Raw genomic sequence first — 14,543 nt, forward strand, 5'->3', positions numbered from 1 at the left:
CCAGCGGAAATCCAGCTCGTCGTCCTATTCGTCATCTGCAACAGTGCCTGCGGGTCGCCCGCGCCGGTTCGGCGCGCGTCACCTTCGCACTCCGGAAATACCCGCGACGTGAATCGGCCCCGCGGCCGGCCTTGGGCGTGGCTTTCCGGCCGGGGCGCGTCGAGTCCCTCCAGCCTCGTCCGGTGGCCGGGCGCTAGCCTTGCGGGTACGGGTCGATCGGCTCGAGCACGTCGTATTGCTCCTTGAGCAACGGCCCCGGCAGCGGTGCCAGGTCCACGATGGAGGCGGGAACCTGCATGTCGGGCAGGCGTTGCAGCAGGTCGTGGATCAGGGTCAGGCGGCCGCGCTTCTGGTCATTGAAGTCCACCAGGGTCCAGGGCGCGTGCGGGGTGTGGGTGGCGGCCAGCATGGTTTCCCGGGCGCGGGTGTAGTCGTCGTAGCGAAGCCGCGCCTGCAGGTCCACCGGCGAGAGCTTCCACTGCTTGAGCGGATCCGCGGCGCGTTCGGCGAAGCGCTCTTCCTGCCGGGCCTGGTCGCAGCACAGCCAGTACTTGAACAGCAGCACGCCGTCGTCGACCAGCAGCTGCTCGAACCGGGGCGCCTGCACCAGGAAATCCGCGACCTGCTGATCGGTGGCGTAGTCCATCACCTGCTCGACGCCTGCGCGGTTGTACCAGCTGCGGTCGAACAGCACGATCTCGCCCGCCGCCGGCAGGTACGGCACGTAGCGCTGGAAGTACCACTGCGTGCTTTCGCGGTCGCTGGGCTTGGGCAGGGCGATGACGTGGCACTGGCGCGGATTGAGCCGGTGGGCGATCGCATCGATCACGCCGCCCTTGCCGGCGGTGTCGCGCCCCTCGACCACCACCACGACGCGCCGGCCGCAGTGCCTGAGCCAGCGCGCCATCGCCACCAGCTCCAGCTGCAGGGGCTCGAGCGCCTCCTTGTAGGCCTTCTTCTTGATCTTCTTCATTCCATCAGCATCCGGTCAGCACCCGTCATCGGCGATCAGGACGCCTCGCGCAGCCGTGGACGCAGCGTGGCGAGGTTGCATGGCCGCGTGCGCGCGTCCAGCTGGGTGCGGATGATCCGCTCCCAGGCGGTGCGGCAGGCCGAGTTCGAACCCGGCAGGCAGAACACGAACGTGCCGTTGGCCAGCCCGGCGAATGCGCGCGACTGCAGGCTGGAGGTGCCGATCTCATCGAAACTGATCGACCGGAACAGCTCGCCGAAGCCGGGCATGGTCTTGTCCAGCAGCGGCAGCAGCGCCTCGGGCGTGGAGTCGCGGCCGGTGAAGCCGGTGCCGCCGGTCACCAGGATGCCGTCGACGGCAGCGTCGGCGATCCACTGCGACACCTGCGCGCGCAATGCATAGCGGTCGTCGGGCAGGAGCGCGCGGCCGGCCAGCCGGTGGCCTTCAGCCTCCAGCGCCTGCACCAGGTAATCGCCCGAACTGTCCTGGGCCAGGGTGCGGCTGTCGGACACCGTCAGCACGCACAGCCCGAGGGAAATGAAATCGCGGTCTGCAGTCATGCCGCCCAGTGTACGGCGCCGGCCCACGGCTGCCGGGTTGGCTGCTTCAGGCGGCATCCCCGCCTGAGCTCACGTCGGCCGGTGGCGCGGCCATCGCATGGATGGCCTGCGAGAAATCCCGTGCGAAGCCGTCCATGTCGAACAGCCCGCTGTCGCGACGGCGCGCGGCCAGTTCCGCGCGCGCGCCGGCCAATGCATCGGCGTCGCCGGCCAACGCCACCGCGCGGGCCACGAACTGCGCATCGTCGGCCACGTTCATGGAGGGCATGCCCAGGTGGTGGTTGAGGCTGCCGGCCACGCGAGCGGCAAAGGTGTCACCGGGCCGGGTCAGCACCGGGCACCCCGCCCACAGCGCGTCCGACGCGGTGGTGTGGGCGTTGTAGGGCCCGGTGTCCAGGAACAGGTCTGCCTGTTGCAGGCGGGCCAGGTACTGCGCGTGTGGCTGTTTGGCCATGAACACCAGGCGCGAGGCGTCGATGCCGTTGTCCTGCGCATGCGCCCGCAGGCGGCTGTCGGCCTGGCCGGGCCCCGACAGCAGCCACAGCACGCTGTCGTGCACCTGCCGCAGCACCGCCAACGCACGATCGAAGCTGGCCGGGTTGAGCTTGTAGCTGTTGTTGAAGCAGCACAGGACCACGCCGCCCGGCGGCAGGCCGCACGCATCGCGTGCTGCCGGCGGCGGCAGTTCGCGCCCGGTGTCGGAAGGTTGGAAGCAGCGCGGCAGGCGCGCGACGCGTTCGCTGAAGTGAGGCTCCATCCCGGCGGGCAGCACGAAGTCATCTGCCAGCACCCAGTCGATCCATGGCGCCCCGGAGGTGCCCGGGTACGCCAGCCAGTTCACCTGCACGGGGGCTGGACGCATGGCCAGCACTTCGGGGGCGCCGCCGCCGCCCCAGCCGCGCAGGTCCACCAGCACGTCGATGCCGGCGGCGCGGATCGCTTCGGCCACCCGCGCATGCGGCAGCGCGGCGACCTCGACCAGGCGTGTGGCCGATTGCAGCCGGCGGCGGATGCTGCTGCCGTCGTCGGGGTTGAGCGCGAACAGGTGTGACTCGATCCCACCTTGCGCTTGCAGTGACTCGAACAGCGCCGCCGTCAGCAGCCCGGTGGGATGCGCGCCGAACCCGTTGGACAGGAAGCCCACGCGCAGGCGCCCCGGCGCCCGTGCGGGCGCAGGCGGCATCGGGCGGACCTGCCGGCCCACCGCCGACGCGCGCAGCCGCGCACACTGGAGCTGCTCGACGGCGGGGGCATCCTCGCTGAGGAATGCGAACGGCTCCACCGCCGCAACGCCCTCGCGCACCGCCCCACGCACCTGCGCCGACAGGCGGTCCAGCTCGCGCCAGTCGCAGAGCTTGCGCCGCCAGGCCAGCAGGTACGCCGCGATCGCCGGCTCGTCCGGCGCCAGCGCATGCGCCCGCGCGTAGGCGTCGGCGGCGGCCTCGGCCTCGCCGACGTCCTCGAGCACGTGGCCGAGCCAGACCGCGATCCCCGCATGGCCGGGCGCGTTGGCCGCCGCCAGGCGCAGGCTCTCGGCGGCCTTCGCGCGCCGGCCCTGCATCCACTGCGCGCGTCCCAACCGGGCCAGCGCTTCGGGATGGCCGGGTTGCAGGGCCAGGGCCCGCTGGCATGCGGCCTCGCCGGCCGCCGCATCGCCGGCATCCAGTTCGTGCTCGGCCAGCACGATCCATGCGATCGCGTCGCCCGGGTTGCGCTGCAGCCGCGCGCGCATGTCGGAGCGCGGATCGCCGGGCGGCAACCGCGCGCTCACGCGCGACCCAGCGCGCGGCGGAACCGGCGCGTGCCGTCGAACGGCGTCCAGCCCATCGCCCGGTAGAGGGCCTGCGCGGCGCGGTTGTCGGCGTCGGTTTCCAGCTCCAGCCGGATGGCCCCGTCGGCGCGGCCCACGGCCTCGGCGGCCTGCAACAGCCCGCGTGCAACGCCGCGCCGGCGCGCGAGGGGCGAGACGAACAGGTCGTTGAGCACCCACACCCGCGCCGCGCGCACCGACGAGAACATGGGGTAGAGCTGGGCGAAGCCGAGCGCGCCCCCGGCGTCCTCGGCCAGCAGCAGCACCGAGTCGGCCCGCTCCAGCCGCGCGGCGATGAAATCACGCGATGGCCCGGGCTCGGGCCCGCCGTTGTAGAAGGCGCGGTAGCTGTCGAACAGCGGGGCGAGGGCGTCAAGGTCGCCGGGGCCGGCGCGGCGTACGGTGGTGTCCATCCGCGCAGCTTAAACGCCGTACTTGCCGGCTTCAGGCATCGCCGGTGAGGCGGGCGAGCTCGTCGGCCTGGTGTTCCTGCTGCAGCCGCATTACCAGCGCGTCCAGCTCGCCGGTGAGCACGTTGGGGAGGTCGTACAGCGTGAGTCCGTCCACGCGATGGTCGGTGATGCGCCCCTGCGGGAAGTTGTAGGTGCGGATGCGCTGGCTGCGGTCGCCGCTACCGACCTGCAGTTTGCGGCACTCGGCCTGCGCGGCCGCGGCCTTGGCCGCCTGGGCGTCGGCCAGCATCGCCGCCAGCCGTTTCATCGCCTTGTCGCGGTTGGCGTGCTGGCTGCGCTCGGTCTGGCTCTCCACCACCATCCCGCTGGGCAAGTGGGTGATGCGGATCGCCGAGTCGGTCTTGTTGACGTGCTGGCCGCCCGCGCCGGACGAGCGGAACGTGTCGACCTTCAGGTCGGCCGCATTGAGCTCGATCGGCTCGCCTTCGGCTTCGACCGGGATGATGGCCACGGTGGCGGCCGAGGTGTGGATGCGGCCCTGCGATTCGGTTTCCGGCACGCGCTGCACCCGATGGGTGCCGGATTCGAACTTCAGGCGGGAATACGCGCCGCGCCCTTCCACCCGCGCGATCACCTCCCTGAAGCCACCGTGCTCGCCGGGGCTGGACGATTCGACCTCCACCCGCCAACCCTGGCGCTCGGCGTAGCGCGCGTACATGCGGAACAGGTCGCCGGCGAAGATCGCCGCCTCGTCGCCGCCGGTGCCGGCACGCACCTCCAGGTAGATGTCGCCTTCATCGCGCGCGTCCTTGGGCACCAGCTGCGCCATGAGTTGGCGGTCCAGGTCCTCCAGGCGGAGGGTCGCCGCGGCGATTTCCTCCTCGGCCAGCTCACGCAGTTCGGGGTCGCCACGCATCGCCTGCGCCGCGGCCAGGTCGTTGCGCGCGCGCGCCTCGTCGCCCAGCGCGGTGGCAAGCGGCTCAAGCTGGGCGAACTCGCGCGACAGGCTGCGGAAGCGCGCCGCGTTGCTGGCGACCCCGGGGTCGGCGAGCAGGCGCTCCAGCTCCTCGCGACGTTCGGCGAGGGCTTCGAGCTTTCGGCGCAGGGAAGGGTTCATGGCAAGAAGGATCCGGGTGCGGGGTCGGGCGGCGCGATCAAGTCGGGCTGCGCCCGCTAACGCCTGCGACCCGACGCCGGTGCGCCGGCCGCGCCGGCTCCCGGGTCCGCATTGCCGGTTCCCACGCCTGGCGCCGGAAACAGCCGGTCCGCCGCGCGCGCCAGTTCCGCATTGCCACTCAAGGCAGCCTCGCGCAAGGCCACGGTCGGCGCATGCAACAGGCGGTTGGTGAGCGTATGCGCGAGGTAGTCCAGCACCGCTTCGGGCGACTCGCCAGCCGCCAGCTGCAGCCGCGCCTTGGCCAGCGTCTCGGCACGCGCCAGTTCGCCATGCGCCCGCAGGCGCTTGAGCGGCTCGGTGCGGCTGCCGGCCGCGAGCGACTCCACGAAACGCGCCACCTGCAGTTCGATGATCGCCTCGGCCGCGGCGGCCGCTTCGCGCCGGCTGCGGCGGTTGTCCTCGATGGCGCGCTCCAGGTCGTCCACGGTGTAGACGAACACGTCCTTGAGCCCGGCCACGTCGGCGGCGATGTCGCGGGGCACGGCCAGGTCCAGCAGCAGCATCGGACGGTGGCGGCGCGCCGCGAGCGCGGCGGCGACCTGCGCGCGCAGCAGGATCGGCTCGCGGCTTGCGGTGGCCGTCAACACGATGTCGGCCTCGTGCAGGTGCTTGTCCAGCTCCGACAGCGGCAGTGCCACGCCACCGTGGCGGGTGGCCAGGTCCTGCGCGTGGGCCAGCGTGCGGTTGGCCACCAGCAGGCGCCGGGGCCGCGCCTGCACCAGGTGCCGGGCAGCCAGTTCAATGGTTTCACCGGCGCCGACCAGCAACACGGTGGAGTCTTCCAGCCGCGCGAACGACTCCTGCGCCAGCCGCACCGCGGCCGAGGCCACCGACACCGGGTTGGCGCCGATGCGGGTATCGGTGCGCGCACGCTTGGCCGTGGCGAAGGCCTGCTGGAACAGCCGGTCCAGGCGCCCGCCCAGGGTCCCGGCGCTGCGGGCGATTGCCCAGGCATCCTTCACCTGACCGAGGATCTGCGGTTCGCCCAGGACCAGCGAGTCCAGCCCGGTGGCGACCCGGAACAGGTGGCGTACGGCGTCGGCGTCGCGGTGGCGGTACAGGTAGGCATGCAGGCCATTGCCGTCGTCCACGCCCACGCTGCCGTCAGGGTGGGTGGCCAGCCAGTGCGCGAGTGCCTGCCCGTCGTCCTCGGCCAGCGCGTAGATCTCGGTGCGGTTGCAGGTCGACAGCAGCGCGGCTTCCCGCACAGGGGGCAGCGCCCGCAACGACGCCAGCGCCGCCGGCACCGCGTCGGCGGAGAACGCCACGCGCTCGCGCAGGCTGACCGGCGCGGTCTGGTGGTTGATGCCGAGTACGAACAGGGTCACGGGCAGGGCGAATTCCGTTCAGGCGCTTGCGATAAGCTGCTGGCCGCCAAAGCCCACATTCTACCGGCCCGCCCGCCCGCACCGAGCGGGTTGCGCACGGTCCCCGTCCCTGGTGATGTCGATGCCCCTGATCCGAACCCGGGCCGCCGTGCTGGCGGCGACCCTGCTTGCAGCAGCCTGGCTGCCGCCGGCAAGCGCAAGCGATCCCACCGTCCGCGCCCTGGAGCCTTTGCTCGCCGCGGAGTTCGCGCTGCAGGCCGGGCGCCTGGAAGAGGCCGCCCGCGGCTACCTGGAGGCGGCCGAGGCCGGCGAGGACCCGCTGCTGTCGGAGCGCGCGACGCGCATCGCCCTGCTGGCCAAGGATGACGACCGCGCCGAGCGCGCGTTGGAACTGTGGCGGCGACAGGGCGGCGAAGGCGCCGAGCTGCTGGCCGCCGAGGCGACGCTGGCGATGCGCCGCGGCCAGGAGCGCGCCGCGCGGCGCCACCTGCTGGGCCTGATGGCCACCCCGGACGGCTGGCGCCAGGCCCTGGGCGTGCTGGGGGTGGGCGCCCGCGACCCCGAGCAGGCGGCGGGGCTGCTGGGCTACCTGCTCGATCGCGACGCCATCCCCCCGCAGCTGCAGGCGTGGCTGGCGTTCGGCGGCCTGGCGCAGCGCGTCGACGCACCCGAGCTGGCCGAGCGCATCGTCGGCGAGGTGGTCGAGCGCTTCCCCGGCGAGCCCCGCGTGGCGCTGTTGCGGGCCAGCCAGCTGCGCGAAGCGGGCGATAAGGACGGTGCACTGGCTGCCCTGGCGGTGATCGACGCCCGGGCCGCCCACGATGCCGACCTGCGCCTGTCGCTGGCCAGCGAATACGACGCGCTCGGGGAACTGGGCCGGGCGGAGCGCACCCTGGCCCTCGGCCCGCAGGACGACCAGACCTATGCATTGCGCGCGTCGCTGCTGGCGCGCGCCGACGACAAGGCCGCGCTGGAAGCGTTGTACCGGGAGTTGGCACGCGACGCGGCCCGCCCCGACCCCCAGCGCCGGCTGCTGCTGGGGCAGGTCGCTGAATTCCTCGACCTGCACGAGGAGGCGCTGGAGTGGTACCGGGGCGTTCCCGGCGGCCCGCAACGCTGGCAGGCGCAACTGCGCGAGGCCAACGTGCTGCACGAACTGGACCGGTCCGTGGATGCCTACACGGCGCTGTCCACCATCCAGGACAATGCCGATGCGCCGGAGATGGTGCGGCGAGATGCCTACCTGCTGGAAGCCACGCTGCGCGACAAGGACAGCGAGCCGGAGGCCGAGATGGACGCCTATGCCCGTGCGCTGGCCGCCTTCCCGGATGAGCCGGAGGTGCTGTATGCCCGGGCGCTGAGCTGGGAGCGACGCGACGACATCGCGCGCGCTGAAGCCGACTTCCGCCGCATCCTGGTGGCCGAGCCCGACAGCGTCGCCGCGCTCAATGCGCTGGGTTACACGCTGGCCGACCGCACGGACCGCTACCAGGAGGCGCTCGAGCTGATCAATCGCGCCCGCGCCGCCGCGCCCGACAACGCGGCGATCATCGACAGCTACGGCTGGGTGCTGTTCCGGCTGGGCCGCAACAAGGAGGCCCTGGTCGAGCTGCGCCGCGCGTATGCGCTGCAGAAGGATGCCGAAATCGCCGCACACGTGGCCGAAGTGCTGTGGGAGATGGGCCGCCGCGACGAGGCGCGCCGCTACTTCGAAGAGGCCCGCGGCATCGACGCCGACAACCGCGCCCTCAAGCGCGCACTGGAGAAGACCGGCGCATGACGCCCAGACGCACCCCCTCCCGTTTCTTCATCGTGGCCATCGCGGCCGCCCTGCTGGCGTCGAGTTGCGCGGTACAGCCCACGCGCACCGCCCTTCCCCCTGCCGAGGAGGCTGCCGCGCAGGCCCGCCAGGCCGCGCGTGAAGCCGCGTTGCGGCCGCAGGATGCATGGTCGCTGGAAGGCCGCATCGCGGTGTCCAACGACGGCAAGGGCGGCAGCGGCCGGATCGACTGGACCCAGCGCGGACAGGCGTACGAGATTTCGCTGAGTGCGCCGGTGACCCGGCAGAGCTGGCGGCTCAGCGCCGACGCCGGGGGTGCACGGCTGGAAGGCGTCGAGGGTGGCCCCCGCGCCGGCCCCGACGCGCAGCAGTTGCTGCTCGAAGCCACCGGCTGGGCGATTCCGGTGGGGGCGCTTTCGGACTGGGTGCGCGGGATGCGTGCGCAGTCCGCAGGGCCGGCGCGACTGGAGTTCGACGCCAGCGGTCGCCTGGCGCGCCTGCACCAGGGCGGCTGGGTGATCGATTACCTGTGGCCCGACGCCGTTGGCGCGGGGTCCGGCCTGGCACTGCCGCGCCGGCTAGACGCCAGCCGGGGCGAGGCCCGGGTGCGCCTGCTCGTCGACGCATGGTCGGGCAACCCGCCCGCGGACGACGGCACGGCGGACCCGTCGGTGCGATGAAGCCGGGGCAGGGCGCGGGCAACGCCGGTCTGGACCACGTCGCCGGCAGCGATGCCTGGTCGTGGTGGCCGGCACCGGCCAAGCTCAACCTGTTCCTGCGCATCACCGGCAGGCGCGAGGACGGCTACCACGCCCTGCAGACGGTGTTCCGGATGCTGGACTGGGGCGACCGGGTGGGCCTGCGTGTTCGCCCGGACGGACAGGTGGCGCGGCAGGCACCCCCGTTGCCCGGCCTGCCTGCTGAGCACGACCTGACGGTTCGTGCCGCCAAACTCCTGCAATCACACGCGAAAGTCAGCGAAGGCGTGGACATCGTCATCGAAAAGAGGATTCCGGCCGGCGGCGGCTTCGGTGGTGGGTCGTCCGATGCCGCGACCGTGCTGGTGGCGTTGGACCGACTGTGGCGCTGTGACCTGGGCGCCGGCCACCTCGCCCGCTTGGGATTGCAGCTCGGGGCGGACCTGCCGGTCTTCGTCCATGGCGACAATGCCTGGGCCGAGGGGATCGGCGAGCGGCTGGCTCCCATCGACCTGCCGCCGGCGTGGTACCTGCTGGTCGACCCCGGCGTGCACGTGCCGACCGCAGCCCTGTTCCAAGCCCCTGAATTGACGCGGGATGCGGCGCCCGCGACAATGGCCGACTTCGTTTCGGGCGTGCCCCTCGGGAACGCGTTCGAGCCGGTGCTGCGCAGGCGCGAGCCCGCCGTGGACGCCGCCCTGACCGCCCTGTCGCAGGTCGGCCAGGCGCGCCTGACCGGTTCGGGCAGCGGGTGCTTCGTGGAGTTCGCCACGCGTGAGGCGGCGCTGGCCGCCCTGGCGGAGCTGCCGTCCGGCCCCAGGGCCTGGGTGGCGCGCGGCGCGGACCGCTCCCCACTGCATCGCGCGTGCGCTGCGTGGGATCGCAGTCGTTTGCAGGCCTCCTGACCACCGGAGGCGGCCGCGGCAGCCAGGTTAGAGGGTCCGATGCTGGCCGCCATGGGCGCCGCTGGAGGCCTCCCAAGTAGCTCGCTTTACAACACAGGGGCGTCGCCAAGAGGCCTAAGGCACCAGGTTTTGATCCTGGCATTCGCAGGTTCGAATCCTGCCGCCCCTGCCACATCACGCCGGCGCTGCGCCGGTCCACCCGCCACGGTCAGAGCGAAGCGGAGATCCACACGTGCAGAACGATCGCAGCCTGCTGGTGTTCAGCGGCAATGCCAACCGGCCGCTGGCCGACGCGGTGTGCAAGGAACTGGGCATCCGCCTGGGCAAGGCGCTGGTCGGGCGGTTCTCCGATGGCGAGGTACAGGTCGAGATCGAGGAGAACGTGCGCCGCCAGGAGGCGTTCGTGATCCAGCCGACCTGCGCGCCGAGCGCCGAAAACCTCGTCGAGCTGCTGGTGCTGGTGGACGCGCTCAAGCGCGCCTCGGTCAGCAACGTGACGGCGGTGGTGCCGTATTTCGGCTACGCCCGCCAGGACCGCCGGCCGCGGTCCTCGCGCGTGCCGATCACCGCCAAGGTCGCGGCCAAGATGTTCGGCGCGGTCGGCTGCGACCGGGTGCTGACGGTGGACCTGCACGCCGACCAGATCCAGGGTTTCTTCGATTTGCCGGTCGACAACGTCTACGCGTCGCCGCTGCTGCTGGCCGACATCTGGCGCGCGCACGGCACCGACAACCTGATCGTGGTCAGCCCCGACGTGGGTGGCGTGGTGCGCGCCCGTGCGATCGCCAAGCGGCTGGACGACGCGGACCTGGCGATCATCGACAAGCGCCGCCCGCGCGCCAACGTGGCCACGGTGATGAACATCATCGGCGATGTCGCAGGCAAGACCTGCGTTCTGGTTGACGACATCGTCGACACCGCCGGCACCCTGTGCGCCGCGGCGGCCGCGCTGAAGGCGCAGGGCGCCCAGAAGGTCGTGGCCTACTGCACCCACCCGGTGCTGTCGGGTGCGGCGATGGACAACATCGGCAAGTCGCAGCTCGACGAGCTGGTGGTCACCGACACCATCCCGCTGACCGAAGCGGCCCGCGCCTGCTCCAAGATCCGCCAGCTCAGCGTCGCCGAGCTGCTGGCCGAGACCATCCGCCGCATCGCATTCGGCGAGTCGGTCAGTTCGCTCTACGTGGACTGACCGGGTCCCGGCAACGGTTGGCAACGAATTCGACTCACCTGGTCGCGGGTGAGTCACCCCACCGCCGCGAGGCGGAACATCGAAGTAAAAGTGAGTAATTGAAATGTCGGAACACACCATCAAGGCCACGAGCCGCAATGTCGAGGGGAAGGGTGCGAGCCGCCGCCTGCGCCATGCCGCTTCGATCCCGGCCATCGTTTACGGCGGCAAGTCCGAGCCGATGCCGATCCAGCTCGACCACGAGAAGATCTGGCTGGCCAGCCAGCACGAGTGGTTCTACGCCTCCATCCTTGACCTGGACATCGAGGGCAAGGTCGAGAAGGTGCTGCTGCGTGACATGCAGCGCCACCCGTACAAGCAGCTGATCCTGCACCTGGACTTCCAGCGCGTTGACGCCAAGCAGGCCATCCGCGTGGCGGTGCCGCTGCACTTCCTCAACGAGGACGCTTCGCCGGCCGGCAAGGCTGCCGACGTCGTGGTCACCCACGAGCTCAACGAGGTCCAGATCAGCTGCCTGCCCAAGGACCTGCCGGAGTTCATCGAGGTCGACCTGGCCGACCTGACCCTGGGCCAGACCATCCACCTGTCCGAGATCAAGCTGCCCAAGGGCGTGGAAGTGCCGGAGCTCAAGCTGGGCAAGGAGCACGACGTCGCCGTCGTGGTCGCACGCGCCGGCCGCGTCGAGATCGAGGAAACCGCGGTGGCCGCGGACGAGCCGGCCGAAGTGCCGGCGGCCAAGGTCGAGAAGGACGACGAGTAAGCCGATGCGGTCCGGGCACCCTTGCCGGGTGCCCGGCCGCCGGCTCTGCTTCGTCTTCGATGGCAGGCTTGCGCCTCATCGTCGGGCTCGGCAACCCCGGGCCCGAACACGCCAGAACCCGGCACAACGCCGGGTTCTGGTTTGTTGACGCCCTGGCCGGACAGCTGGGCGGGCGTTTCGGTCTGGATTCAAAACTGTTCGGTGAGACCTGCAAGGTGCAGATCGCCGGCGAGGCGGTGTGGTTGCTCAAGCCCGCCACGTTCATGAACCTCTCGGGCAAGTCGGTCATGGCCGCATTGAGGTACTGGAAGATCGAGCCCGACCAGGCATTGCTGGCACACGACGACCTGGACCTGCCGCCCGGCGCGGCGCGGCTCAAGTTCGACGGTGGCCACGGGGGCCAGAACGGCCTGCGCGACACCATCCGGTTGCTGGGACATGCGGGCTTCCACCGGCTCCGCCTGGGTATCGGCCATCCCGGCCACAAGGACCGTGTCACCCCGTGGGTGCTGGGCCGGCCGGGGCAGGACGACGAGGCGTGCATCCTGCGTGCCATCGACGAGGCCATCCAGGTCATGCCGCTGGCGGTGGCCGGCGACTTCAACGAGGCGATGAAGCGGTTGCATACCAGCAGGGCCTAGGGAATAGGGAATGGGGATTGGCGGCGCGGAGCCTCCAATCCCCATTCCCGATTCTCCGTTCCCGGAATTTGCGTCCATGGGCATCAAATGCGGCATCGTCGGCCTGCCGAACGTCGGCAAGTCCACACTCTTCAATGCGCTGACCAAGGCGGGTATCGCCGCGGCCAACTTTCCGTTCTGCACCATCGAGCCAAACGTGGGCGTGGTGCCCGTGCCGGACCCGCGGCTGAACGCGCTGGCCGATATCGTCAAGCCACAGAAGGTCATCCCGACCGCGGTGGAGTTCGTCGACATCGCCGGCCTGGTGGCCGGTGCGGCCAGCGGCGAAGGACTGGGGAACAAGTTCCTGGCCCACATCCGCGAGGTCGACGCGATCACCCACGTGGTGCGCTGCTTCGAGAACCCCGACGTCATCCACGTCAACAACAAGGTCGATCCGATCGCCGATATCGAAACGATCGATACCGAGCTGGCGCTGGCCGACCTGGATTCGGTTGAAAAGGCGCTGCAGCGGGCCGAGCGCACCGCCAAGACCGGCGACAAGGACGCCAAGGTGCGCGTCGAGGTGCTGGCCCGGCTGGCCAAGGGCCTGGGCGACGGCACGGCGGTGCGCGCGCTGGGACTCTCGGACGACGACAAGGTGGCCATCCGCGACCTGTTCCTGCTCACCGCGAAGCCGGTGATGTACGTGGCCAACGTGCTGGAGGACGGGTTCGAGGACAACCCGCACCTTGATGCGGTGCGCGCGCGTGCCGCCAGCGAAGGTGCCGAGGTGGTGCCGGTGTCGGCCGCGATCGAAGAGGAGCTGAGCCAGCTCGATGACGCCGACCGCGACACCTTCCTGGCCGACCTGGGCCTGGACGAGCCGGGCCTGAACCGGGTGATCCGCGCCGCGTACAAGCTTCTGGGCCTGCAGACGTACTTCACCGCCGGCGTGAAGGAAGTGCGCGCCTGGACCGTGAAGGGTGGCTCGACCGCCCCGCAGGCCGCGGCGGTCATCCACACCGACTTCGAGAAGGGCTTCATCCGCGCCGAGACGATCGGCTACGAAGACTTCATCCGCTACCGGGGCGAGGCCGGTGCCCGCGAGGCCGGCCGCCTGCGCCTGGAAGGCAAGGAATACCGCGTCCAGGAAGGCGACGTGCTGCATTTCCGGTTCAACGTCTAGCGCAGACCTGCGCCGCCGTGCCCTGGCGTTCGGGCCGGGGTGCCCTGTTCAGTCCGCCCCGCCGCCCGCGGCGGCCGTCAATGGGGCCGGCAAGCAAAAACGTTGACTTCCCATCGGCGCGGCGCCAGAATTGCGGGCTCTTTTGGAGGGATACCCAAGCGGCCAACGGGGGCAGACTGTAAATCTGCTGGCTTACGCCTTCGGTGGTTCGAATCCACCTCCCTCCACCAGATCAGGACGCGGTACCCCGGTCGCCTTACCAGCCTCCGGTTGCAGTAACCCAGCAGGTTTGTCCGGCGCGGGAGTAGTTCAACGGTAGAACCTCAGCCTTCCAAGCTGATGGTGCGGGTTCGATTCCCGTCTCCCGCTCCATTGAACGCCGCGACGATCCGCCTGTTGGACAGCTTCGCTCACGTAGCTCAGTCGGTAGAGCACCTCCTTGGTAAGGAGGAGGTCGCTGGTTCGATTCCAGTCGTGAGCACCATTCCAATGAAACGTACGCCTGCAGCGGTACGACCACCAACGAGAAGCAGCCATGGCCAAGGGTAAGTTCGAGCGCACCAAGCCGCACGTGAACGTCGGCACGATCGGTCACGTCGACCACGGCAAGACGACGCTGACGGCGGCGCTGACGAAGGTGGGCGCGGAGCGTTTCGGCGGCGAGTTCAAGGATTACTCCTCGATCGACGCGGCGCCGGAAGAGAAGGCGCGCGGCATCACGATCTCGACGGCGCACGTGGAATATGAATCCCCGAACCGCCATTACGCGCACGTGGATTGCCCGGGTCACGCCGACTACGTGAAGAACATGATCACCGGTGCCGCGCAGATGGACGGCGCGATCCTGGTGTGTTCGGCCGCTGACGGCCCGATGCCGCAGACGCGCGAGCACATCCTGCTGGCCCGCCAGGTGGGCGTGCCGTACATCGTGGTCTTCCTGAACAAGGCGGACATGGTGGACGACGCCGAGCTGCTGGAGCTGGTGGAGATGGAAGTCCGCGAGCTGCTGAGCAAGTATGACTTCCCGGGCGACGACACCCCGATCATCCACGGTTCGGCGCTGAAGGCGCTGGAAGGCGACCAGAGCGACATCGGCGTGCCGGCGATCATCAAGCTGGTGGAGGCGCTGGACACCTAC

The 14,543-nt window shown here is 70.5% G+C and carries 14 protein-coding genes and 4 tRNA genes; 12 read left to right on the top strand and 6 right to left on the bottom strand.

What is annotated here, in order from left to right:
• Positions 1-193: 193 nt before the first annotated feature.
• Genes ppk2 through hemA form a run of 6 tightly spaced genes read right to left on the bottom strand, consistent with a single transcriptional unit; the run spans position 194 to position 6,261 of the window.
• On the bottom strand, positions 194-973 hold the full coding sequence (ppk2, locus tag ACJQWL_RS11995) for a polyphosphate kinase 2 (protein WP_330968773.1): 780 nt from the start codon (positions 971-973) through the stop codon (positions 194-196).
• Positions 974-1,008: 35 nt separating this feature from the next.
• Positions 1,009-1,533, bottom strand: a complete 525-nt coding sequence (gene moaB / locus ACJQWL_RS12000) for a molybdenum cofactor biosynthesis protein B (protein WP_330968774.1) — start codon at positions 1,531-1,533, stop codon at positions 1,009-1,011.
• A gap of 46 nt (positions 1,534-1,579) precedes the next feature.
• Positions 1,580-3,265, bottom strand: a complete 1,686-nt coding sequence (locus ACJQWL_RS12005) for an O-linked N-acetylglucosamine transferase, SPINDLY family protein (RefSeq protein WP_411300924.1) — start codon at positions 3,263-3,265, stop codon at positions 1,580-1,582.
• Positions 3,266-3,300: 35 nt separating this feature from the next.
• Positions 3,301-3,756, bottom strand: coding sequence for a GNAT family N-acetyltransferase (locus tag ACJQWL_RS12010; protein ID WP_411300920.1), 456 nt, complete (start codon positions 3,754-3,756; stop codon positions 3,301-3,303).
• Between the two features lie 31 nt (positions 3,757-3,787).
• Positions 3,788-4,873 (bottom strand): peptide chain release factor 1, encoded by a 1,086-nt coding sequence (gene prfA, locus ACJQWL_RS12015; protein WP_330969985.1) that lies wholly within the window; start codon positions 4,871-4,873, stop codon positions 3,788-3,790.
• 56 nt (positions 4,874-4,929) lie between these two features.
• Positions 4,930-6,261, bottom strand: a complete 1,332-nt coding sequence (gene hemA, locus ACJQWL_RS12020) for a glutamyl-tRNA reductase (RefSeq protein ID WP_330969984.1) — start codon at positions 6,259-6,261, stop codon at positions 4,930-4,932.
• Between the two features lie 121 nt (positions 6,262-6,382).
• Between hemA and ACJQWL_RS12025 the strand changes: the two genes are divergently transcribed.
• The 12 genes from ACJQWL_RS12025 to ACJQWL_RS12080 all read left to right on the top strand — a co-directional run.
• Positions 6,383-8,041: a tetratricopeptide repeat protein gene (locus tag ACJQWL_RS12025; RefSeq protein WP_411300921.1), complete on the top strand. Its 1,659-nt coding sequence runs from the start codon at positions 6,383-6,385 to the stop codon at positions 8,039-8,041.
• Positions 8,038-8,721 (top strand): lipoprotein insertase outer membrane protein LolB, encoded by a 684-nt coding sequence (gene lolB / locus ACJQWL_RS12030; RefSeq protein WP_330969920.1) that lies wholly within the window; start codon positions 8,038-8,040, stop codon positions 8,719-8,721. Before ACJQWL_RS12025 ends, lolB begins: the two co-directional genes overlap by 4 nt.
• The gene (ispE, locus tag ACJQWL_RS12035) at positions 8,718-9,644 is read left to right on the top strand and encodes a 4-(cytidine 5'-diphospho)-2-C-methyl-D-erythritol kinase (protein WP_411300922.1); all 927 of its coding nucleotides are present in this window, start codon (positions 8,718-8,720) and stop codon (positions 9,642-9,644) included. The genes lolB and ispE overlap by 4 nt, the downstream gene beginning before the upstream one ends.
• Positions 9,645-9,739: 95 nt before the next feature.
• Positions 9,740-9,816: transfer RNA gene (locus ACJQWL_RS12040), tRNA-Gln, on the top strand.
• Positions 9,817-9,876: 60 nt separating this feature from the next.
• Positions 9,877-10,836 carry a ribose-phosphate diphosphokinase gene (locus ACJQWL_RS12045; protein ID WP_330969919.1) on the top strand — a complete coding sequence of 320 codons (960 nt, stop codon included), beginning with the start codon at positions 9,877-9,879 and terminating at the stop codon, positions 10,834-10,836.
• A 103-nt stretch (positions 10,837-10,939) separates the two neighbouring features.
• Entirely contained in the window at positions 10,940-11,596 is a 657-nt protein-coding gene (locus tag ACJQWL_RS12050) for a 50S ribosomal protein L25/general stress protein Ctc (RefSeq protein WP_330969918.1), read from the top strand.
• A gap of 59 nt (positions 11,597-11,655) precedes the next feature.
• Positions 11,656-12,237: an aminoacyl-tRNA hydrolase gene (gene pth / locus ACJQWL_RS12055; RefSeq protein ID WP_330969917.1), complete on the top strand. Its 582-nt coding sequence runs from the start codon at positions 11,656-11,658 to the stop codon at positions 12,235-12,237.
• Between the two features lie 76 nt (positions 12,238-12,313).
• Positions 12,314-13,405, top strand: a complete 1,092-nt coding sequence (ychF, locus tag ACJQWL_RS12060; protein WP_330969916.1) for a redox-regulated ATPase YchF — start codon at positions 12,314-12,316, stop codon at positions 13,403-13,405.
• 144 nt (positions 13,406-13,549) lie between these two features.
• Positions 13,550-13,635: transfer RNA gene (locus ACJQWL_RS12065), tRNA-Tyr, on the top strand.
• 68 nt (positions 13,636-13,703) lie between these two features.
• Positions 13,704-13,777 (top strand) — tRNA-Gly (locus ACJQWL_RS12070).
• Positions 13,778-13,813: 36 nt separating this feature from the next.
• Positions 13,814-13,889, top strand: a tRNA-Thr gene (locus tag ACJQWL_RS12075).
• A gap of 51 nt (positions 13,890-13,940) precedes the next feature.
• Positions 13,941-14,543 (top strand): GTP-binding protein (locus ACJQWL_RS12080; RefSeq protein WP_411300923.1); only part of this gene is annotated, 603 nt, incomplete at its 3' end.

It is taken from the genome of Novilysobacter viscosus, from assembly GCF_046600715.1.
In the GTDB taxonomy this organism is placed as follows: Bacteria; Pseudomonadota; Gammaproteobacteria; order Xanthomonadales; family Xanthomonadaceae; genus Lysobacter_C; species Lysobacter_C viscosus.